Here is a 20461-nt window from a genome sequence, read left to right as displayed (position 1 = left end):
AAGCTCGGCTGTCCCGTCCGCTTGACCGCCATCGCTACCCTCCAAGGCTTTGCCCTAGGGAATCACAATTGACGAATTACGCAACAGGCCCCTTGTGGGAGAAGGTGGCGCGAAGCGCCGGATGAGGGGTCTGTCTCCGCAAACTTCACTGCGAGAGTTGTACGCGCGGATAGATACCCCTCACCCGTCTCGCCGCTACGCGGCGAGCCACCCTCTCCCACAGGGGGAGAGGGGAAGTTCAGCGCGCGACTCGATACGCTTCGACTTGAACCTTGAGCGCATCAAGCGACGCGAGCGGCGCCTCAGGATCGACGCGATACTCTCCACGCGCCAGCCAATTCAGCACCATCGCGTCCACCGCCGGCGAATGGTGGATGACGTCGCTGTAGTTATCGAGATCGTGCGTCACATCCCTGATCGCGCGGAAATCGTATAGACGCACATTCGGAAGCTGCGTCAGCCGCTCGGCGAATCGCGCGGTGAGGTCGGTGACGATCTTCAGCGTCGCAGGCGAGGCATCGCGCATCGCGACGAACTGCAGGATCGAATAGGGCGGCAAGTAAATGTCGAAGGTCACGTCCGGATGACGCGTGATCAAGCCGACGGCGTCGCGCTCGAAATGCCGGAGCATGGCGTCGTAGCCGTAGCCTTCGCCGAGGAAGTGGCTGCGCACGGGGCTCGTGATGTAGGCGAACGAGGCAAGCGTCTTCTTCGCATTGTAGTCACGCGCGACGTCGAAATCGCGCGGCAGCGCGTAGATGTCGTCGACATCGGACAGCGCGAACTTGACGGGGAGAAACGGCGCCGCCCGCGTCAGCGGCTGTTGCAGCGGCGGGATCGACCGCAGCAGCGCGAACAGGGATTCCTTCGCCATCGCGGCGCTGAACAGGTAGGACGCGATGCCCTTCGTTGTCTGGCGATAGAGATCGACGGACAGAAAGGGATCGGCCTCGATATCGGCCGCATCGACAAAGATGAAATCGTCCATCGCCCAGATCACGCGCCGGGCGCCGCGCTCGATCGCCCGCTCCAGCACAAAGCCCTGCTGGCGCGAATTGGACCCGGTCATCGCCAGCTTGAGCGAGTGGACGCCGAGCGCGCGATCGATGTCGCTCTGGCGGAAATGGATCGCGAGCGAGGTGCCCATGAAGGCGGTGTCGAACGACCGGCTGCGGATCAACCCGGCATTCTGCACGCGCGTGTCGTCGGAATAGAAGGCCAGTCGCGACGGGCGAAACAATTGCAAGGGATCGACGAGATAGGTGAGCACCGCCGCGCCCAGCACGCAGGTGATGCTGGCGAGCAGAAGACGTCTCAGATGTGTGAAATTGCCCCGCATCAGAACCGGAAATAGATGAATTCGCTGTGGCTCTGGATGCCGAGAATCCCGAGAGCGAGCACCAGCGACGCGCCGTAGAGAAACAGCGGCCGCATCCGCCCTGCCGGCAGGGCCTCGCCGACCCTGCGATTGTCGTGCTCGTATCCCATGATCGCTTGCGTGTTCGGCGCCAGCCACACCAGCGCGGCGTAGATCGACACCAGAACCAATGCGGCGATCTCCTCGCGGCCGAGGACGATATTCGACGGATCGGCCATCGCGTGGAGCACGCGCAGCGCCCAAGTAACGCTCTCGGCACGGAAGAACACCCAGGCCACGACGACGGCGAGGAACGTCAGCACGGCTCCGACGATGCGGACCGGGCGCAGGAGCAACGCCGGGACGTTGGGCACCAGCGCGTTGAAGGCATGATTGACGCAGAGATAAGCGCCATGCAGCGCGCCCCAGGCGACAAAAGTCCAGGCCGCGCCGTGCCAGAGTCCACCGAGCAGCATCGTGATCATCAGATTGACATAGCGCAGCACACGGCCGCGGCGGTTGCCGCCGAGCGAGATGTAGAGATAGTCGCGCAGGAACTGCGACAACGTCATGTGCCAGCCGCGCCAGAACTCGACGATGCTGGTGGCCTTGTAGGGTGAGTTGAAATTCACGGGCAGGAAGATGCCGAACATCAGCGATATCCCGATCGCCATGTCGGAATAGCCGGAGAAGTCGAAATAGAGCTGGAACGTGTAGGCGAGCGCACCACACCAGGCCTGATCAAAGCTCGGCGAGCGCGCCTCGAAGGCGAGCGCCACCAGGGGCTGGATGCCGTCGGCAAGGCAGGTCTTCTTGAACAGGCCGATCGCGAAGATGACGATTCCGCACAGGATCAGGTGCGCGTCCGGATACTTGGTCTCTTTCCGCTCGAATTGCGGGATCATGTCCTTGTGGTGGAGGATCGGCCCCGCGATCAGGTGCGGAAAGTAGGTCACGAACAGCGCATAGTGCGGCAAGGCGTAACGCGCGACCTGGCCACGATACGCATCCACCAGGAACGCGATCTGGGTGAAAGTGTAGAAGGAGATGCCGACCGGCAGCAGGATGTGGACCGCAACATGCGTACCGGCCAGCGCATTGATGTTCTCGGCGACGAAGCCGGCATATTTGAAGATGCCGAGCACCAGGAGGTCGCCGACGACGCCGAGCGCGAGCGCCGCCTTTCGTTGCATTGGGGCGAGCTTCGCCGCGATCAGGAGATAGCCGACGCCGTAGTTGAAGGCGATCGAGACCAGCAGCAGGGCCACGAACTGCCAGCTGCCGATGGCGTAGAAGGTGAGCGAGGCCAGCGCCAGCCAGATCACCGGCGCCAGATTGCTGCGCCGCCCGAGCCAGAAATAGCCGGCCAGCACGGCCGGCAGGAACAGCAGGATGAACGGGTAGGAATTGAACAGCATCAGGCTGGACCGGAGGCGGGAATATCGCCCCTAAAGCATACAAGGGGGCGATCAACAACCCGGCGACTTGGCGCAGTGGCGCTGGCAATTCGTGGAATCGGGACGATATAAGGTGGAACACGGCGAGCGATGCGGCGCGCCTTTCTTCTCCCTCTCCCCGTTCTTACGGGGAGAGGTAAAGAGGGAGCGCAGCGCGAGTACGAGATGATGAGGACCGAGTGACACAAGCCAAGACACCTTCCCAGCCCCCCGTCGCCCCGCGCCGGCCGCATTCCTTCACGCGGCACGGGATCACCGTGACCGACGACTATGCCTGGCTGAAGGATGAGAAATGGCAGGAGGTGCTGCGCGATCCCGCCGTGCTCGATCCCGACATTCGCAAATATCTCGATGAAGAGAACGGCTACACCGAGAGCCTGCTCGGCCACACCTCGTCACTTCAGAAGACGCTGGTGCGCGAGATGCGCGGGCGGATCAAGGAGGACGATTCCAGCGTGCCCTCGCCCGACGGCCCGTTCGCCTATTTCCGCAGGTTTCGCGAGGGTGGCCAGCACGAATTGTTCGGCCGCATGCCGCGCGACGGTGGTGAGGGTCATATCGTGCTCGACGGCGATGCGCTCGCGAAGGACCACAAATATTTCAAGTTCGGCGGCAGCCGCCACTCGAACGATCACAAGCTGCAAGCCTGGAGCGCGGACACCAAGGGCTCGGAATATTTTTCCATCCGCGTCCGCGACTGGGCCACGGGCAAGGATCTTGACGATTTGGTCGAGGAGACCGACGGCGGCATCGTCTGGAGCAAGGACTGCAAGAGCTTCTTCTACGTGAAGCTCGACGACAACCATCGCCCGATGCAGGTGTGGCTGCACAAGCTCGGCACCAGGCAGGCCGACGACACGCTCGTCTATGAGGAGCAGGATTCCGGCTGGTTCACCCATCTGCATGAGAGCACCAGCGGCCGCTTCTGCGTGATCGCGGGCGGCGATCACGAGACTTCCGAGCAGCGGCTGATCGATCTCGCCCACCCCGAAGCGCCGCCGCGCCTGGTCGCGGCGCGCGAGGACGGCGTGCAATATTCGCTGGCGGACCGCGGCGACGAGCTCTTCATCCTCACCAATGCCGATGACGGCATCGATTTCAAGATCGTCACCGCACCGCTGGCTTCGCCCGAGCGCAAGAACTGGCGCGACCTGGTCCCGTATCGTCCCGGCGTCTACATCATCGACCTCGATCTCTATGCCGGCCATCTGGTGCGGCTGGAGCGCGCCAATGCACTGCCGTCGGTCGTGATCCGCGATCTCGCGACCAGGGACGAGCACGCCATCGCCTTCGACGAGGCGGCCTATTCGCTCGATACGATGGGCTCCTACGAATTCGAGACGACGAATCTGCGCTTCGCCTATTCGTCGATGACGACGCCGTCGGAAGTCTATGACTACGACATGGTCAAGCGCACGCGGACCTTACGCAAGCGCCAGGAGATCCCGTCGGGCCACGATGCGGCCGACTATGTCACGACGCGCATCATGGCCAAGGCGCATGACGGCGCCGAGGTGCCGGTGTCGATCCTCTATCGCCGCGGGCTGAAGCTCGACGGCTCGGCGCCGCTGCTGCTCTACGGCTACGGCTCCTACGGCATGGCGATGCCGGCCTCGTTCAACGCCAATCGCCTCTCGCTGGTCGACCGCGGTTTTGTTTACGCCATCGCCCATATTCGCGGCGGCGCCGACAAGGGCTGGGGCTGGTATCTCGACGGCAAGCGCGAGAAGAAGACCAACTCGTTCGACGATTTTGCCGCCAGCGCCCGCGCGCTGATCGATGCGAAGTATACGAGCGCGAAGCGCATCGTCGGCCATGGCGGCTCGGCCGGCGGCATGCTGATGGGCGCGGTGGCAAACCGCGCCGGCGAGCTGTTCGCGGGCATCGTCGCCGAGGTACCGTTCGTCGACGTGCTCAACACCATGCTCGACGACACGCTGCCGCTGACGCCGCCGGAATGGCCGGAATGGGGCAACCCGATCGAGAGCGAAAAGGATTTTCGCACCATCCTGTCGTACTCGCCATATGACAATGTCGCGGCCAAGGACTATCCGGCGATCCTGGCGATGGGCGGCCTGACCGATCCGCGCGTGACCTATTGGGAGCCGGCCAAATGGATCGCGCGCCTGCGCGCCACCATGAGCGGCGGCGGCCCGGTGTTACTCCGCACCAACATGGGCGCCGGCCACGGCGGCGCCTCGGGGCGGTTTGACCGGCTCGATGAAGTCGCTATCGTTTATGCGTTCGCGCTGTGGGCGGCCGGGATGGCGGAGGCCGGGGTGTAGCGACACCTACCGCTGTCGTCCCCGCCTAGTGCGCAATTGCGCACGGGGGCGGGGACCCATAACCCCAGGGAGTAGTTGCGGCGCGAGCTGCCAACTTCGAGTCTTCGCCAAACTTCTCCCTGTGGTTATGGGTCCCGGGCTCGCGCTTTGCGCGCCCCGGGACGACGGCGGAGATTGTGGGGCGAATCACAGCCCCACCAGCACCTCACACCGCCCCATGCGCCTCGACGTAGAGCGCATACACCGAGTGGCTGCTGGCCATATAGAGCCGATTATTCTTGGGGCCGCCGAAGCAGAGGTTGGCGCAGCGTTCGGGCAGCTTGATGAAGGCGAGCGGCTTGCCGTCCGCGTTGAACACCATCACGCCGTCGAGCTCTTCCGACTTGCCCCTGAGCTGAAAGACCTTGCGGCCGCCGATGTCGGTGGGTTCGGATTGCAGCGCGCCGTTGGAGCCCCAGCCGCACCAGAGATTGCCGTCGCGATCGACGCGAAAACCGTCGAGCGAGGCCTGGTCGGCGGCATCGATCAGCTTGGTCTTGCCGCTCAAGCTGCCGTCGTCGCCGACATTGTAGCTCCAGATGCTGCGGTTGGGCGTGCCCTTCCATTCGACGATGTAGAGCTTCTTCTCGTCCGGCGAGAAGGCGAGGCCGTTGGGATTGACGAGGTCGGTGAGGACGGCACTGATCTTGCCGTCCTTGGCGATGCGATAGACGTTGGTGGTGGCCTGCTCGGACTTCTCCTTGTTGCCTTCCCACTCGCCGTTGATGCCGAACAAGGGATCGGTGAACCAGATGCTGTCGTCGGACTTCACCACGATGTCGTTCGGCGCGTTCAGCCGTTTGCCCTCGAACTTGTCGGCAAGAACCGTGATCTTGCCGTCCTTCTCGGTGCGGGTGATGCGGCGGGTCACGGAGTGCTCGCAGGTGACGAGGCGGCCCTGGCGGTCGCGCGCATTGCCATTGGCGTAGTTGGCGTTGGCGCGGAACACGCTGGTCTGCCCGGTCTTCTCGTCGAACTTCATGATCCGGTTGTTGGGAATGTCCGAGAACAGCAGATAACCGCCCTCGGGGAAATAGGCGGGGCCTTCGGCCCAGCGCATGCCTGTTGCGACCTGCTCGACCGTCGACGAATAGAGCCGGTATTTTCCAAAGCTGGGATCGAGGATCTGGACGGCGGGATCGGGGTAGCGCTGGTTGGGTGTGAACGGAAACGACTGGGCACCGGCGGCGCGGGCCAGAAGTGCGGAAGCCGCCGTCGCACCGGCGCCGACCATGAGACTACGTCGCGTGAAATTCATAACAATCCTCCCTGCTCGATAAAAGGCCGGCGCTTGATGCGCCGGCTCGTTTCTTGACGTGACTTAGCTTCGGCCTAGCGGCCGTTCTTCTTCCGCCATTCCGCGAAGTCGGTGAGTGTCTGCGGATCGGTGGCGGGATAGAGACCGAAGATGCCGCGGCCCTTGCCGACCTCCTCGGTGACGAAGTCCTCGAACGCGGTCATCTCAAAGGTTTCGTTGGCGATCTCGTCGGCGAGATGCGCGGGGATCACGATGACGCCGTCGCTGTCGCCGAGAATGACGTCGCCCGGAAATACCGGCGCATCGCCGCAGCCGATCGGCACGTTGATCTCGATCGCCTGGTGCAGCGTGAGGTTCGTCGGCGCCGAGGGACGATGATGGTAGGCGGGAATGCCGAGCTTGGCGATCTCGGCGGAATCGCGGAAGCCGCCATCGGTGACGACGCCGGCGACGCCGCGCTTCATCAATCGCGTCACCAGGATCGCGCCGGCAGAGGCCGCGCGCGCGTCCTTGCGGCTGTCCATCACCAGCACGCTGCCGGGCGGACAATCCTCGATCGCCTTGCGCTGCGGGTGGGAACGGTCCTTGAAGACGTCGATGGTGTTGAGGTCCTCGCGCGCCGGCATGTAGCGCAGCGTGAAGGCCTCACCGACCATGGTCGGCTGGTCGGCGCCGAGCGGGTGCACATCCTGGATCATCTGGATGCGCAGGCCGCGCTTGAACAACGCGGTGGCGACGGTGGCAGTGGAGACGGATTTGAGTTTTGTGCGGGCGGCTTCGGTGAGTTTTGTCATCGGGCTATCACTCTCTCTTTCGTCATTCCGGGGCATCGCGAAGCGATGAGCCCGGAATCCATAGCCACCATCGTGAGTATGGATTCCGGGCTCGCGCCAAGCGGCGCGCCCCGGAATGACAGGTGGTTAATAAATCGACGGCTCGCCGATCGGCGCGCCGAAATCGGTCTCCAGGAAGTCGAAGTCGCAGCCGTCGTTGGCCTGCTTGATGTGTTTGGTGAACATCCAGCCATAGCCGCGCTCGAAGCGGCGCTCGGGCTGCCTCCAGGCGGCGCGGCGTTTGTCGAGCTCGGCCTCGGGGACATCGAGGTTGATGGTACGCGCGGCGACGTCGAGCGTGATGCGGTCGCCGTTCCGCACCAGCGCCAGCGGGCCGCCGATGTAGGACTCCGGCGAAACGTGCAGGATGCAGGCGCCGTAGCTGGTGCCGCTCATGCGCGCGTCCGAGATGCGCACCATGTCGCGCACGCCCTGCTTCACGAGTTTTGTCGGGATCGGCAGCATGCCCCATTCCGGCATGCCCGGCCCGCCCTGCGGCCCTGCATTGCGCAGGATGAGGATGTGATCCTCGGTGACATCGAGGTTGGGATCGTCGACCGCCTTCTTCATCGACGGATAGTCGTCGAACACCAACGCAGGCCCGGTGTGCTTGAGGAAGCGCGGCGCGCAGGCGCTCGGCTTGATGACGCAGCCGTCGGGCGCAAGGTTGCCCTTCAGCACGGCGAGCGCGCCTTCCTTGTAGATGGGATTGTCGACGCCGCGGATAACATCGGCGTTGTGCACTTCGGCGCCCTCGATGTTTTCGCCAACGCTCTTGCCGGTAACAGTGATACAGTCCAGATGCAGATGCGGCTTGATCTGGCCCATCAGCGCCGGCAGGCCGCCGGCATAGAAGAAGTCCTCCATCAGATAGGCATCGCCGCTCGGGCGGACGTTGGCGATCACGGGCACCTTGCGGCTCGCCTTCTCGAAATCGTCGAGGCCGATGTCCAGACCGGCGCGGCGGGCCTGCGCGATCAGATGGATGATCGCGTTGGTGGAGCAGCCCATCGCCATGGCCACAGCAATCGCGTTCTCGAAGGCTTTTCGGGTCTGGATCGTCTTCGGCGTCAGATCCTCCCACACCATCTCGACGATACGGCGGCCGCATTCAGAGGCCATGCGGATGTGGTTGGCGTCCGCGGCGGGAATCGAGGAGGCGCCGGGCAGCGTCATGCCAATCGCTTCCGCAATCGCGGTCATGGTCGAGGCCGTGCCCATAGTCATGCAGGTGCCGTAGCTCCGCGCGATGCCGGCTTCGATATCGAGCCAATCCTTGTCGGAGATCTTGCCGGCGCGCCGCTCGTCCCAATATTTCCAGCCGTCCGAGCCGGAGCCCAGCGTCTTGCCCTTCCAATTGCCGCGCAGCATCGGTCCCGCCGGCAGATAGATCGCCGGGATGTTCATCGAGGTCGCACCCAGCAGTAGCGCCGGGGTGGTCTTGTCGCAGCCGCCCATCAGCACCACGCCGTCGACGGGATGGCTGCGCAACAGCTCCTCGGCGTCCATCGCCAGCAGATTGCGGTAGAGCATGGTGGTCGGCTTCAACAGCGATTCCGACAGCGACAGCGCCGGCAGCTCCAGCGGCAGGCCGCCGGCCATCAGGATGCCGCGCTTGACGTCGTCGACGCGCGACTTGAAGTGCATGTGGCAGGGCTGCGCGTCCGACCAGGTGTTGAGGATCGCGATAATCGGGCGGTCCTTCCACTCCTCCGGGGCGTAGCCCATCTGCATGGTGCGGGAGCGATGGCCGAACGAGCGGAGGTCGTCGGGCGCGAACCAGCGCGCGCTACGGAGCTGGTCGGGCGTGATTTTCTTCTTGGTCATGATTGGGTGCCCCATTTCTGCACGGTGTTCCGCTCGATGGCGCGGAAGATCAGGTTCTCGACAAAAAGCCCGATGATAATCACCGTCAAGAGGCCCGCGAACACTGCGGGTATGTCGAGGAGGTTGCGGTTCTCGAAGATGAACCAGCCAAGCCCGCCCTGGCCCGAAGACACGCCGAACACCAGCTCGGCCGCGATCAGGGTACGCCATGCAAAGGCCCAGCCGATCTTGAGGCCGGTAAGGATCGAGCCGAAGGCGGCGGGAATCAGGATCTTGGCCACGTAGGGCAGCCCGCGCAGGCCGTAATTGCGGCCGACCATGCGCAGCGTGTTGGACACGCTCTTGAAGCCGGAATGGGTGTTGAGCGCGACCGGCCACAGCACCGAATGGATCAGCACGAAGACGAGGCTGCCATTGCCGAGGCCGAACCAGATCAACGCGAGCGGCAACAGCGCGATCGCCGGCAACGGGTTGAACATCGCCGTGACCGTTTCCAAGAAGTCGGTGCCGATCCGCGTCGAGATGGCGAGCACGGTGAAGATCGCGGCGAGTACGATGCCGGCCGAATAGCCCATGAAAAGGACTTTCAGCGAAGCCCAGGCGCGCATCGGAATGGTGCCGTCTTTCACGCGGTCCCAAAGCGTCACGATGGTGTCGTGCAGCGTTGGAAACAGCAGCGGATTGTCGAGGGCGACGCCATAGGCTTCCCAGACCGCCGCCAGAAACAGGATGATGACGGTCTTGCGGACAAAACCGTCGTTCCACAACAGCTCCGGCACGCTCAGCTTGCGCTCGACCTCGCCCGCACCGCCGGTCGCGGCGACCGACGCGTCACGCAGCAATATTCTCGCTTCGCCCATGACAGGCTCCCCTAGTGCGACGTGGCTTCGGCGGCGAACAGGAGATCGTGGATCTCCTTCTCCAGCCGGCCGGCGCTGCCGTCTCCATTCGAGACCTTGTCGACGTCGACCACCTCGGCCTTGACGCGGCCGGGATGCGGCGACAGCAGCAGGATGCGGTTGCCGATGCGGATCGCTTCCGCGATGGAATGGGTCACGAACAGCACCGTGAATTTGGTCTCGTTCCAGAGCTGGAGCAGCTCGTCCTGGCAGGTGCGGCGCGTCAGCGCGTCGAGCGCGGCGAACGGCTCGTCCATCAGCAGGATATCGGGCTCCATCGCCATGCCGCGCGCAATCGCGACGCGCTGCTTCATGCCGCCGGACAGCGTGTGCGGATAGGCGTCGACGACGCGGGTGAGGCCGACCTTCTCGATATAGGCCCGTGCCCGCGCCTCGGCGTCCTTGCGCGACAATTTTCGCGCGGTCAGCAGCGGGAACATCACGTTGGCAAGCACGCTCTTCCAGGGCAGCAGCTGGTCGAACTCCTGGAAGATCATCATGCGGTCGGCGCCGGGACCATGGATCTCGCGATCGTTGATGGTCATCCGGCCTTCGCTCGGCATCATGTAGCCGCCGACGGCCTTGAGCAGGGTCGACTTGCCGCAGCCGGACGGCCCGAGCAGCACGAAGCGGTCGGACCTGTCGACGGTGAAGCTGACCCTTTCGGTGGCGGTGACGACGGCGCTGGAGGTCTTGTAGCGCAGCGTCACGGAGCTGACGTCGAGCAGCGCCATCAGTTGCCCTTCAGGTCGTGCGCGACGGGGAGATAATAGTCGGTCCAGGCCTTGGGCTGCATCTTCAGCGTGCCGGTCCTGTACAGATGGGCCGCGAATTTCATCGTGCCCTGCGGCTCGAGATTCCACTCCATCATGCCGGGCTCCTTCAGGAGATCGAGCAGCTCTTCCACCGAGGTCTTGTCACCGGTGATCTCCTTGTAGATCTCGACCGCCTGTTTGGTGTCGCTGCGGATCAGATCCTGCGCTTCCTTGGTGGCATCGCGCACCGCCTGGATGATCTTCGGATTGGCATCGGCGAATTTCGTCGTGGTGAAGAACTGCGCCTGGCTCAGCGGACCGCCCATCACGTCGGGCGAGTTCAGCACGACATGGGCGCCCGGCACGTTCTTCAGCTCCAGGAAGGTGAAAGGCGGGATCGAGAAGTGGGTGTGCACCTCGTGCTTGGGATTGGACAACGCCGCATAGGCGTCGGGATGGCCGAGCTGCACGGTGTTGGCGTCGAGCTTCGACCATTGGTCGGCGCCGAACGCCTCCGCAGCCGCGATCTGCAGCACGATCGCCTGCGTCGAAACCTTCACCGTCGGCACCGCGATCTTGTCGCTCGGACCGAAATCCTTGATCGACTTGATGTTGGCGTCGCGGCTGATCAGCGTCATCGGCTGCGCCGAGGTCGCGACGATGCCCTTCACGCCGCCGCGGGTGCGGTCCCACAGCAAAAGAAGATTGCCGGTGCCGGTGTTGAGGATGTCGACGCCGCCGGCGAGCAGCGCATCGGTCTGCGCGCCGCCGCCGGAAAAGGTCACCCATTTGGTGGTGACGCCGGGTACACCGAGCGAAGCTGCGTGCTTCTCGATCAGCTTCTGCTTTTCCATGATGTGGCTCGGCATGTAGAAGATGCCGGGCTGGCGCGACAGCGAGATCTCGGATTTCTGCTGCGCATGCGCCGCGGATACTGGCAGGACGGTTGCGGCGATCAGGGCGGCAGCCGCAAGCTTGCTACGAAGATGCTTGATCATTGTTGTGTGTTTCCTCCGGCCAGCGTCGAGCTGCGTTGACCCTGCTGATGCACTAATATATTAGTGCATCAAAGGCAAGCCCGCGGGACCCGCCATGGAAGCAACCGATACCGCGCCGCGCGCGGCACGACCCGCAAAAGCCGTTTCAAGGCTCGACCGCGCCCGCCAGGCGGCGCCGCAGGTGTTCGAGCGGCTGCGCAATGCGATCATCGCCCTGGAACTGCCGCCGGGCGCGCCCCTGTCACGCGCCGAGCTTGCCGGCCAGTTCGGCGTCAGCTCGACACCGGTGCGCGATGCGCTGATGCGGCTGGAGGAGGAAGGGCTCGTCGACGTGTTTCCGCAGCACGCGACCGTGGTCAGCCGGGTCGACGTCGGCCGCGCCGAGCAGGCCCATTTCCTGCGCCAGGCGCTGGAGCTCGAAATCGTCCGGATGCTCGCGGAACAGCATGACCAGGCCCTGGTCATCCGTCTTGACCACGCGATCGCGCTCCAGCAGCAATTCGCCAAGGCCGGGGACTTCGAGAGCTTCATCGCCGGCGACAATGATTTTCACGCCCAGCTCTACGCCGCCGCCGGAAAGCAAGACCTGTGGACGCTGGTGCGCAGCCGCAGCGGGCATATCGACCGGCTGCGCCGGCTGCATCTGCCCTCGCCCGGCAAGGCCCAGAACATCGTCCGCCACCACAAGCTGATCACGCGCGCGATCGAGGCCGGAGACGCTGACGCCGCGCAACAGCATCTGCGCAAGCACCTGTCGGGCACGCTCAGCGAGCTCGACAAGATCCGGAGCCACCATCCCGAATACCTGACCGATTAGGCCCGCGACACGATCCGGGCGTGGGTCAGGGACCGCATGTGCACGTAAGCATGCATATGGCCGACCTCGCCGGAATCGCGCGAGGCGGACAAGGTGTCGGCCGCGAAGTGCTTGCAGGCCGGACGGAAACCGCGCAACAATTTCGCATTTGATGCTTTGATTTGGGGTCGCTGGAACGCCCCATCCGGCCCGGAGGGTTTCAGACGTGGCCAACATCCTGATTGTGGATGACGACCCGGCCGTGCAGATCACGATCCGGCTGATCCTGGAGAGGGCCGGCCATCACGTCACCGCCGCCGGCGACGGCCACACGGGGCTTGCGCTGTTCGAGGCGAGCCGGTTCGACCTCCTGTTCCTCGACATATTCATGCCCGGCATGGACGGACTGGAGACGATGCGCCACATCCGGGTGCTGCAGCCGGCCCTTCCGATCATCGTCATTTCCGGCCGCGCCGTCGCCCCGGACGCGTATGCCGAGCCGGACTTTCTGAAGATGGCGACCAAGCTCGGCGCGGTCGCAAGTCTGCAGAAGCCGTTCCGGCCGGACGCCCTGCTCGCCGCTGTCGACGGCTGCCTCACATCCGCGCCACAAGCCAATGCCGCCTCCGGCAGCCGATGACGGGGCGATCCGTGTTGCAGCGTAGCAGGACATTCGGGACCGCTCGCGACGCGGCGCGAAGGCCGATATGACCCTCGCGACCCGGCTGGCCATCGCAATGATCCTGCTGGTCGCGGCTGCGGTCGCCGCTGTCGGATGGCTGAGCCATTACAGCCTGGAGCAAGCCTTCCTGCCGCGCGTGCTCGACCGTATCGAGGGCCACTCGCGGCTCCTGGCCTCGCAACTCGAAGCGCATGTGAACGGCGCCCGCGCCGACGTTGCGACGTTCCGCTCCCGTGCCGCCGCGCGCGGCATGATCGATGCCCATTTCAACGACGGGGTCGATCCGGTCGACCACCTCTCGGAGAAGACCTGGCGCGACCGGTTGCTGACGCGCCTCGTGGCCGACGTCGGCGCCAACCCGGCCTACGCAAAATTCCGTATCATCGGTGCCGACGGCGTCGAGTATCTGCGCGTCGACCGCTCCGGCCCGAACGGAGCGGTGCGAGCAGTTCCCGACGATGCCTTGCAGAACAAGGGCGAGCGCTCCTTCTTCCAGGCGGCGATCAAGCTGGCAGAAGACCAGGTCAGCGTCTCCCCGGTCGAACTGGACGTCGACGACGGCGTGGTTCAGATGCCCTATGTTCCGACCTTGCGCGTCGCGGCGCCCCTGTTTGGGTCCGATCACCGGCTGTTCGGCATCGTCGTCATCAATGTCGACATGCGCCAGGTGTTCGACCGGATCAGGATATCGATCCGGAACGGTGAAGCGGTCTATTTGGTCGGCCGTAGCGGCGACTATCTCGTGCATCCGGATCGCACCCGCGAGTTCGGTTCGCAACTGGGGACGCCAACACGCTGGCAGGACGACTTCCCCTATTTCGCAGCCATCACCGGATCGACGCTGGGCGCGACCCAGGTCGTACCGGGCAGTGACGGCAAGCCGAGCGGCACCGCGATCGCGCCCGCAATCCTGGCCGAGGACCAGTGGGTCGGTGTCATGCGCGTCGTGCCCAACGCCGTTTTCATGGCGCCGGCCGTCACCATCGAGAAATCGACCATCACGATCGGCCTCATCGCGGTGCTGGTCGCCGCCATACTGGCCGTGCTGCTGGCGCGGTCGTTGACCCGGCCGATCGGGCAGCTCACTGCGGCGGTCGAGTGGCTCGGTCGGGACAATTCCATCAGAATTCCAACCGACGCCCCCGGCGAGACCGGTGTGCTGGCGCGGGCATTTGCCCGTCTGATCGATGAAATGCGGGCGAAGACGGCAGCGCTGGAGCATGAGGTCGAGGAGCGGCGGCGCACCGAGGCCGCGCGCGACCAGCTTGCCGTCCGCGAACGCCTGTTCAGCGCGGCCGTCGAATCCTCCGACGATTCGATCGTTATGCAGACGCTCGACGGCATCATCATCGGCTGGAATGCGGCGGCCGAGCGCCTCTACGGCTATACGGCCGAGGAAGCGGTCGGACAGCCGACCTTGATCCTCCTGCCACCCGATCGCCGCGAAAAGGGCAAGGACTATCTGCGGCGGATTGCGACGGGCGAGCGGATCGAGCATTTCGAAACGGTGCGCCTGCGCAAGGATGGCAGTCCGGTCGAAATCTCGGTGAGCCTGTCACCGATCAGGGACGATTCGGGCGAGATCATCGGCGCGTCCGGCACGGCGCGCCGCCTGACCGACGCGCGACGGACCGAGCGCGCGCTGCAACAGCAGATCGAGGAACGGCGGCAGCTGTTCGACGCCTCGGAAGATCTGATCATGATCATGGGTTCGCGGGGCCATATCGTGCAGGTCAGCCCGAGCAGCCAGGCCGTGCTCGGCTACCCGCCGGACGAGATGATCGGCCGCAGCGGCGTCGATTTCATCCATCCCGCGCATCTCGAGCAATCCCGCGAGGAGATGCGCGCGCTCCGGCGCGGCGGGCACCCCAGGCTCGCCGACACCCGCTGCATCCACAAGGACGGACGCGAGGTCTGGCTGTCCTGGCTCGGCAACTGGTCAGATCAGGCCAAACGCTTCTTCTTCGTCGGACGCGACATGACCGAGGCGAGGCGCGCGGAAGAGTCCTTGCGCGAAAGCGAGCTGCTCGCGCGCAATATCGTCGAGACCGCGCTCGACGCCTTCGTCCAGACCGACGAGCGCAGCACCATCCTGAACTGGAGCTCGCGGGCCGAGGAGCTGTTCGGCTGGCGGCGCGACGAAGCGCTGGGCAGGAATGGGGTCGACCTCATCGTCGCCGAGAGCGAGCGGGAGCGGGTCAAGGCCGGCCTCGCGCGCTTCCTCGAGTCCCAGGACGGCCAGACGCTCAACCGCCGCCGCGAGCTCACGGTTCGCCGTCGCGACGGCAAGGAATTCAGGGCCGAGCTGAGCGTCACGGCGCTGAAACGCCGCGAAGGCATTCTGTTCAACGTGTTCTACCGCGACCTCACCGACAAGATCGCGTCCGAGGAGCGCATCCGCCACGCCGACAAGATGGAGGCTGTCGGCCAGCTCACCGGCGGCGTGGCGCATGACTTCAACAACATCCTCACCGTCATCACCGGGACGATCGAGATCCTGGCCGACGCGGTGGCGAAGGAGCCGGAGCTTGCGGCGATCACGAAGATGATCGACGAGGCCGCCGGGCGTGGCGCCGAGCTGACCCAGCACCTGCTCGCCTTCGCGCGCAAGCAGCCGCTCCAGCCGCGCGAGGTCGACATCAACGCACTGATCATCGACACCGCAAAGCTGTTACGCCCGACGCTGGGCGAGCAGATCCAGATCGAATCGGTGTTCGAGGACGAGAGCTGCGTCGCGATCGTCGACCCGAACCAGCTCACCACCGCGATCCTCAACCTCGCACTCAATGCCCGCGACGCCATGCCCGGCGGCGGCAAGCTGATCGTGGAGACCGGCGCCGCCTATCTCGACGAGGTCTATGCCAGCGTCAACGACGTCAGGCCCGGACACTATGTGCTGATCGCCGTGAGCGACACCGGCACGGGCATTCCTGCGCACATGCTGGCCCGGGTGTTCGATCCGTTCTTCACCTCGAAGGGACCGGGCAAGGGCACCGGGCTCGGGCTTTCGATGGTCTACGGCTTCATCAAGCAGTCTACGGGCCACATCAAGATCTACAGCGAGGAAGGCCACGGGACCACGATCAAGATGTATCTGCCGCCCGGCAAGACGGCCGCGGCCGTGGGCGAAGGCGTGACGCCGTCGACGATCGAGGGCGGACACGAGACGATCCTCGTGGTCGAGGACGACCGGCTGGTGCGCGACTACGTGCTGGCGCAGCTGCATTCGCTCGGCTACGTCACCTTGCAGGCCGCGAACGCCGCGGAGGCGCTCGCGATCGTCGCCACCGGCAAGCCGTTCGACCTGCTGTTCACCGACGTCATCATGCCCGGCAAGTTGAACGGACGGCAGCTTGCCGACGAGGTGTCGAAGACGCGTCCCGACCTCAGGGTGGTCTACACCTCAGGCTATACGGAGAACGCGATCATCCATCACGGCCGGCTGGATTCAGGTGTGCTGCTGCTGGCGAAGCCGTATCGCAAGTCCGATCTGGCGCGGATCATCCGCAAGGCGCTGAGCAGTTGAGGAACCGTGTCCCGGACAAGGCGCAGCGTGCAACGCTGCGGCGCAGAGCCGGGACCCAGAACTGTCAGCCGTGACATTGGAGAGATGGGCCCCGGCTCAGCAGCGCATCATTGCATGACGCGCTGCGTCCGGGGCACGAGAGAGATGGCCAGTCGCGTTACGACGCGCGCTGGGCCGCGGTCATCACGATGCGGATCAGATCGGCGGCGTTGCGCGCCCCGAGCTTCTTCATGATGTTGGCGCGATGGTCCTCGATGGTGCGTGGGCTGATGCCGAGCGTGCGGCCGGCCTCCTTGTTGGACGCACCGGAAGCGAACTGCTCGAGCACCTCGCGCTCACGCCGCGTCAACGGCTCGCGTCCGGGGAAGTGCAGCGAAGAGAATTTCGGCGATACGCTCTCTGCCTGCCTGCGTGCATAGGCTCCGATCGCCTCGTCCAACCGGCCGACGATCTCGCTGCCGCGGAACGGCTTTTCGATGAAATCGAGCGCGCCGCTCTTGATGGCGCCCACCGCCATCGAGATGTCGCCCTGCCCGGAGATCATGAAGATCGGCGCCGGATAATCTTCGCCCTGCAGTTCCTTCAGAATGTCGAGGCCCGACTTTCCGGGAATGTGCACGTCGAGCAGGATCGCAGCCGGCGTACGGTTCCGCGCGACGGAGAGCAGCGCTGCGCCGTCCGCAAAACAGATCACCTCATAACCCGCCGCCTTCAACACCATCGACAAGGTGTCGCGAACCGCAGGGTCGTCGTCGACCACGAAGATTTCACCACGAGAGGTTTGCTCGGCCATGTGCCACATCCAGTTGGCATTACGGACTCGCGTCCGCGCCAACCGTTATGGCGTTCGGCGCGGATTCGGCCCACCCGTATTTGTACGGGACATAGACTTAACGCACAAGTAGCGGCATTGCGCCTAATTGCAGGAGACGGAGAATATCCATGCTAAATTTGGCCGATACGCTGCCGCTGGTCGCAACATCCGAGGCCGACAGCCAACGATTGATCGCCGCCGACCTTCGCTTGCTGATCGCGCAGATCGAGACCAGTATGCGCCGGATCGCCGCAGCCATGGATCAAGAACACAGCAACGATCCGGAAGGTTCCGCCGACGTCTTCATACTCGACGACGTCACGCCGCGTTATGCCACCGCGAACGCCGCTCTCAACGCCTGCCGGACAGGCCTCGGCCACGCCCTGCAATACCTGTCTGAATCCGGCAATCCGGCTTGAATTGCGACCGGCGCGGCGCAGTGCCCGCGTCCGATCGCATGGCAGCTCCGCGCCTCAGGCGCGGTGCCGTTCCACGATCGCGTCGGTAGCGACGCCGCCCCAGGTGTGGATCGCCGGCAGCCCCATTGCGGTCTTGCCGAGATTGGCGAGGCTGATCCGCAGCGCGGCGAGATCGAGCGGCTTCGGCAGGCCCTGGAGCTGGATCCCGACGGAACGAGCGAAGCTGCGGGCGGCGCTGCGGCGCTTGCCGTCCATACCGCTGATGACGATCACGTGGCCTGCGAATTTCGCCGCCGCCATCTCGCGCAGCACGTCGATGCCGTCGCCATCCTCCAGCACGAGATCGAGCGTCACGCAGTCGAAGCGGGCGGCGCGGAGCTTCTCGATCGCCTCGGCGACGGACGGCGCCACCGTGACTTCATGGCCGGCCTGCCTGGCGGCGACCGTGATCAGGCTGCGCTGCGTGGCGTCGTCGTCGACCACCAGGAGCTGAAGCGCACGCCGCTCGGCGACGTCGGGCAGATTTGACGGGATGGGGGAGAGGGAACTTCGGGGCATTGCCGTATCCTGAGATTGAGACGGGTAATTGCTACACGGCTCGCGCTTAGGCCACGTAAAGCCGGTGCGGCGAATTCGTCCGGATGTTTTAGCAAATATGAACCAACGTCTCGGAAAACGGCGGCGGGCCGCGCGGGACGAGGCCTATTTGGCGATCACGCTGCCTCGTCACGGCCGCCGGCGGCGCCGCGCTTCTTCCGGTTCTTGCCGCGCAGGAACTGGATGTCCATTTCGGCGCCGTTGACGCGCACCAGCTCGCAACGGCGATAGGCGAGCCCGGTCGACGACAGCAGCAGGAAGAATTCCTTCAGGTTCAATCCCTGGATCGAACCATCCACCGTGAGGATGGCGTCGGTGTCGGAAATCGCATTGAGCTTGCAGTCGCGCCGCCACGTGCCGTCGATCGCCATGATGCAGACATCATAGCCACGACTGAACGTGACGCGCTCCGCGCCCTTGCCATCCTCTGCCATGCCTATCGTCCTGCCAACACCGCCATGCGCGGCGGCGCGGCGCCGGCGAGAGCCGGTTTGGTTGCCGCTGCACGCGGATCGTTCGGCTTGTAGAGGCCGCGACGATCCGGGATCGGCCTGAACGTGTCGGTCAATCCGACCACGGTTTCGGCTGCACCCAGCACCAGGAAGCCGTCTCCCTCGATCTGGCGGGCCAGGCGGTTGAAGATGTTGATCTTGGTGTCCTGGTCGAAATAGATCAGCACGTTGCGGCAGAAGATGACGTCGAAGGTGCCGAGCTGGGCAAAATCATGCAGCAGGTTGAGCTGCCGGTGCTGGATCATCGCGCGCAGCTCGGGATTGATCTGCCACGTCTCGCCGGTCTGCTTGAAATATTTCATCAGCATCTGGATCGGCAGGCCGCGCTGCACCTCGAACTGGCTGTAGATGCCGGCCTTGGCCTTCTCGAGCACCTCCTGCGACAGGTCGGTGGCGATGATCTCGACGCGCCAGCCGGTCAGGGCCGCGCCCATCTCCTTCAAGCACATCGCAAGCGAATAGGGCTCCTGCCCGGTCGAGCCGGCGGCGCACCAGATGCGCACGCTCCGTCGGCCGGCGCGCGCCTTGATGACCTCAGGCATGATGGTATCGCGGAAATGATCGAACGGGACCTTGTCGCGGAAGAAGAAGGTCTCGTTGGTGGTCATGGCTTCGACCACGCTGGTGACGAGCGCGCTCGAGCCGCCCTGCAGCTTCTGCACGAGCTCGCCGATCCCGGAGAGCCCGGCCTTGCGGGCGAGCGGCAACAGCCGGCTTTCGATCAGATATTGCTTGTCTGCGGACAGGTCGAGCCCGGAATGATCCCTCAGGAACTTACGCAGATACTCATACTCGGTCGGGGTCACGGATAGCCTCTCGGAAGCTGTACTGGGGACACTCTGGCTCAAACGCTCGGGCCAGATACTCAGACCATGGCTTGTCCGACCGGGATCAAGCCGACTTCAGCGAATTTGTCGGCGATGATGTCTTTATCGAAGGGCTTCATAATGTACTCGTTGGCGCCGCCGCTGAGCGCCTGGGCGATATGAGCCACGTTGTTCTCGGTGGTGCAGAACACCACCTTCGGCTGGTCGCCGCCGGGCAGGCGGCGCATGTGGCCCATGAACTCGAAGCCGTCCATCACGGGCATGTTCCAGTCGAGCAGCACCGCATCGGGCAACTGCCGCTGGCAGATCTCCAGCGCCTTCGAGCCGTCCTCGGCCTCGGTAACTTCGAATTCCAGGCCTTCCAGGATCCGGCGCGCGATCTTTCGCACGACGCTGGAATCATCGACCACCAAACATGTCTTCATTTTGGTTCTCCGGCTTCGATGTTTCGGTTAGCTCAGGCAGCCATTTGCACTTCGGTTTTAAGCTCGAGGACGCGATCGACGTCGAGGACGACCATGAGCTGGCCGTCGAGGCGGTGGACGCCGCCGGCGAGCTTGGCCATGCGGGGATCGAGGTT

General features: G+C 64.5%; 18 protein-coding genes and 1 pseudogene. 5 read left to right on the top strand and 14 right to left on the bottom strand.

Features of this window, described 5'->3' with window-relative positions; genetic code table 11:
- Positions 1-238 precede the first annotated feature (238 nt).
- Positions 239-1339 carry a hypothetical protein gene (locus ABIB95_RS46320; protein ID WP_354249094.1) on the bottom strand — a complete coding sequence of 367 codons (1101 nt, stop codon included), beginning with the start codon at positions 1337-1339 and terminating at the stop codon, positions 239-241.
- Positions 1339-2775 (bottom strand): MBOAT family O-acyltransferase, encoded by a 1437-nt coding sequence (locus tag ABIB95_RS46315; protein WP_354249093.1) that lies wholly within the window; start codon positions 2773-2775, stop codon positions 1339-1341. The genes ABIB95_RS46320 and ABIB95_RS46315 overlap by 1 nt, the downstream gene beginning before the upstream one ends.
- A gap of 218 nt (positions 2776-2993) precedes the next feature.
- Between ABIB95_RS46315 and ABIB95_RS46310 the strand changes: the two genes are divergently transcribed.
- On the top strand, positions 2994-5099 hold the full coding sequence (locus ABIB95_RS46310) for a S9 family peptidase (protein WP_354249092.1): 2106 nt from the start codon (positions 2994-2996) through the stop codon (positions 5097-5099).
- Between the two features lie 205 nt (positions 5100-5304).
- Here the strand turns inward: ABIB95_RS46310 and ABIB95_RS46305 are convergent, their stop codons facing one another.
- The 6 genes from ABIB95_RS46305 to ABIB95_RS46280 form a co-directional block, all read right to left on the bottom strand.
- Complete coding sequence (locus ABIB95_RS46305) at positions 5305-6396, bottom strand: SMP-30/gluconolactonase/LRE family protein (protein WP_354249091.1); 1092 nt, start codon at positions 6394-6396, stop codon at positions 5305-5307.
- A 74-nt stretch (positions 6397-6470) separates the two neighbouring features.
- Positions 6471-7190 carry a ribonuclease activity regulator RraA gene (locus ABIB95_RS46300; RefSeq protein WP_354249090.1) on the bottom strand — a complete coding sequence of 240 codons (720 nt, stop codon included), beginning with the start codon at positions 7188-7190 and terminating at the stop codon, positions 6471-6473.
- Positions 7191-7316: 126 nt separating this feature from the next.
- Positions 7317-9056: an L-arabinonate dehydratase gene (araD, locus tag ABIB95_RS46295; protein WP_354249089.1), complete on the bottom strand. Its 1740-nt coding sequence runs from the start codon at positions 9054-9056 to the stop codon at positions 7317-7319.
- Complete coding sequence (locus ABIB95_RS46290) at positions 9053-9916, bottom strand: ABC transporter permease (protein WP_063980472.1); 864 nt, start codon at positions 9914-9916, stop codon at positions 9053-9055. Before ABIB95_RS46290 ends, araD begins: the two co-directional genes overlap by 4 nt.
- Before the next feature lie 11 nt (positions 9917-9927).
- Complete coding sequence (locus ABIB95_RS46285) at positions 9928-10689, bottom strand: ABC transporter ATP-binding protein (protein ID WP_354249088.1); 762 nt, start codon at positions 10687-10689, stop codon at positions 9928-9930.
- Complete coding sequence (locus tag ABIB95_RS46280) at positions 10689-11708, bottom strand: ABC transporter substrate-binding protein (protein ID WP_208083987.1); 1020 nt, start codon at positions 11706-11708, stop codon at positions 10689-10691. Before ABIB95_RS46280 ends, ABIB95_RS46285 begins: the two co-directional genes overlap by 1 nt.
- Positions 11709-11802: 94 nt before the next feature.
- Between ABIB95_RS46280 and ABIB95_RS46275 the strand changes: the two genes are divergently transcribed.
- The 3 genes from ABIB95_RS46275 (at position 11803) to ABIB95_RS46265 (ending at position 16712) form a co-directional block, all read left to right on the top strand.
- Positions 11803-12525, top strand: a complete 723-nt coding sequence (locus ABIB95_RS46275; RefSeq protein WP_247313243.1) for a GntR family transcriptional regulator — start codon at positions 11803-11805, stop codon at positions 12523-12525.
- Between the two features lie 205 nt (positions 12526-12730).
- Positions 12731-13144: a response regulator gene (locus tag ABIB95_RS46270; RefSeq protein ID WP_166346559.1), complete on the top strand. Its 414-nt coding sequence runs from the start codon at positions 12731-12733 to the stop codon at positions 13142-13144.
- A gap of 67 nt (positions 13145-13211) precedes the next feature.
- Positions 13212-16712, top strand: a complete 3501-nt coding sequence (locus tag ABIB95_RS46265; protein WP_354249087.1) for a PAS domain S-box protein — start codon at positions 13212-13214, stop codon at positions 16710-16712.
- 157 nt (positions 16713-16869) lie between these two features.
- Here the strand turns inward: ABIB95_RS46265 and ABIB95_RS46260 are convergent, their stop codons facing one another.
- The gene (locus ABIB95_RS46260; RefSeq protein WP_071916993.1) at positions 16870-17505 is read right to left on the bottom strand and encodes a response regulator transcription factor; all 636 of its coding nucleotides are present in this window, start codon (positions 17503-17505) and stop codon (positions 16870-16872) included.
- A gap of 149 nt (positions 17506-17654) precedes the next feature.
- On the opposite strand from ABIB95_RS46260, the gene ABIB95_RS46255 reads away from it, so the two are divergent.
- The gene (locus ABIB95_RS46255; protein WP_354249086.1) at positions 17655-17945 is read left to right on the top strand and encodes a hypothetical protein; all 291 of its coding nucleotides are present in this window, start codon (positions 17655-17657) and stop codon (positions 17943-17945) included.
- 54 nt (positions 17946-17999) lie between these two features.
- Here ABIB95_RS46255 and ABIB95_RS46250 read toward each other — a convergent pair whose 3' ends face one another.
- From ABIB95_RS46250 to ABIB95_RS46230, 5 genes and pseudogenes are all read right to left on the bottom strand, one after another.
- On the bottom strand, positions 18000-18503 hold the full coding sequence (locus ABIB95_RS46250; protein ID WP_071908597.1) for a response regulator: 504 nt from the start codon (positions 18501-18503) through the stop codon (positions 18000-18002).
- Between the two features lie 155 nt (positions 18504-18658).
- Positions 18659-18976 (bottom strand): hypothetical protein, encoded by a 318-nt coding sequence (locus ABIB95_RS46245; RefSeq protein WP_014490546.1) that lies wholly within the window; start codon positions 18974-18976, stop codon positions 18659-18661.
- 2 nt (positions 18977-18978) lie between these two features.
- The gene (locus ABIB95_RS46240; RefSeq protein ID WP_071908599.1) at positions 18979-19860 is read right to left on the bottom strand and encodes a CheR family methyltransferase; all 882 of its coding nucleotides are present in this window, start codon (positions 19858-19860) and stop codon (positions 18979-18981) included.
- A 59-nt stretch (positions 19861-19919) separates the two neighbouring features.
- On the bottom strand, positions 19920-20306 hold the full coding sequence (locus ABIB95_RS46235; RefSeq protein ID WP_018321619.1) for a response regulator: 387 nt from the start codon (positions 20304-20306) through the stop codon (positions 19920-19922).
- A 32-nt stretch (positions 20307-20338) separates the two neighbouring features.
- Positions 20339-20461 (bottom strand): annotated as a pseudogene (locus ABIB95_RS46230) (chemotaxis protein CheW); the annotation flags it as partial.

The sequence above is a fragment of the Bradyrhizobium sp. LA2.1 genome (assembly GCF_040547725.1).
Lineage (GTDB): Bacteria > Pseudomonadota > Alphaproteobacteria > Rhizobiales > Xanthobacteraceae > Bradyrhizobium > Bradyrhizobium barranii.
This window is presented reverse-complemented; position numbering and strand designations above follow the sequence as displayed.

Coding starts and splice junctions, on each gene's coding strand:
- ABIB95_RS46285 (WP_354249088.1), bottom strand. CDS start 10,689: ATGGCGCTGCTCGACGTCAGCTCCGTGACGCTGCGCTACAAGACCTCC.
- ABIB95_RS46315 (WP_354249093.1), bottom strand. CDS start 2,775: ATGCTGTTCAATTCCTACCCGTTCATCCTGCTGTTCCTGCCGGCCGTG.
- ABIB95_RS46235 (WP_018321619.1), bottom strand. CDS start 20,306: ATGAAGACATGTTTGGTGGTCGATGATTCCAGCGTCGTGCGAAAGATC.
- ABIB95_RS46255 (WP_354249086.1), top strand. CDS start 17,655: ATGCTAAATTTGGCCGATACGCTGCCGCTGGTCGCAACATCCGAGGCC.
- ABIB95_RS46320 (WP_354249094.1), bottom strand. CDS start 1,339: ATGCGGGGCAATTTCACACATCTGAGACGTCTTCTGCTCGCCAGCATC.
- ABIB95_RS46280 (WP_208083987.1), bottom strand. CDS start 11,708: ATGATCAAGCATCTTCGTAGCAAGCTTGCGGCTGCCGCCCTGATCGCC.
- ABIB95_RS46275 (WP_247313243.1), top strand. CDS start 11,803: ATGGAAGCAACCGATACCGCGCCGCGCGCGGCACGACCCGCAAAAGCC.
- ABIB95_RS46260 (WP_071916993.1), bottom strand. CDS start 17,505: ATGGCCGAGCAAACCTCTCGTGGTGAAATCTTCGTGGTCGACGACGAC.
- ABIB95_RS46305 (WP_354249091.1), bottom strand. CDS start 6,396: ATGAATTTCACGCGACGTAGTCTCATGGTCGGCGCCGGTGCGACGGCG.
- ABIB95_RS46245 (WP_014490546.1), bottom strand. CDS start 18,976: ATGGCAGAGGATGGCAAGGGCGCGGAGCGCGTCACGTTCAGTCGTGGC.
- ABIB95_RS46250 (WP_071908597.1), bottom strand. CDS start 18,503: ATGCCCCGAAGTTCCCTCTCCCCCATCCCGTCAAATCTGCCCGACGTC.
- ABIB95_RS46300 (WP_354249090.1), bottom strand. CDS start 7,190: ATGACAAAACTCACCGAAGCCGCCCGCACAAAACTCAAATCCGTCTCC.
- araD (WP_354249089.1), bottom strand. CDS start 9,056: ATGACCAAGAAGAAAATCACGCCCGACCAGCTCCGTAGCGCGCGCTGG.
- ABIB95_RS46290 (WP_063980472.1), bottom strand. CDS start 9,916: ATGGGCGAAGCGAGAATATTGCTGCGTGACGCGTCGGTCGCCGCGACC.
- ABIB95_RS46265 (WP_354249087.1), top strand. CDS start 13,212: ATGACCCTCGCGACCCGGCTGGCCATCGCAATGATCCTGCTGGTCGCG.